The sequence below is a fragment of the Zestomonas carbonaria genome (assembly GCF_904061905.1).
Classification (GTDB): domain Bacteria; phylum Pseudomonadota; class Gammaproteobacteria; order Pseudomonadales; family Pseudomonadaceae; genus Aquipseudomonas; species Aquipseudomonas carbonaria.
In genome coordinates, this window is sequence record NZ_CAJFCI010000141.1 from 1 (window position 1) to 256 (window position 256).

A 256-nucleotide genomic window follows, 5' to 3' on the forward strand; every position below is an offset into this window, starting at 1 on the left:
GCGCAAGCCCGACCCCGACGCCGAACTGCGCAAGGACGACCTGGAAGGCCTGAACATCCATGTCGCCACGCTGAAAAGCTGGGGAACGCCCCATGGCCAATCGGAAATCGATTACAAGGACATCTATGTGCATTCCAAGCTGTTTCTGGCCGACGATGTGTTCTTCACCCTGGGCTCGGCCAATATCAACGTGCGCAGCATGGAAACCGACAGCGAACTGAATATCGCCTGCCCTTCGCCGTCGCTGACCCGGCAG

1 protein-coding gene is annotated in these 256 nt (G+C 59.0%); it reads left to right on the forward strand.

Features of this window, described 5'->3' with window-relative positions; genetic code table 11:
• A partial coding sequence (locus PSEWESI4_RS25015; protein ID WP_235979016.1) for a phospholipase D-like domain-containing protein occupies positions 1–256 on the forward strand: 256 nt, incomplete at both ends.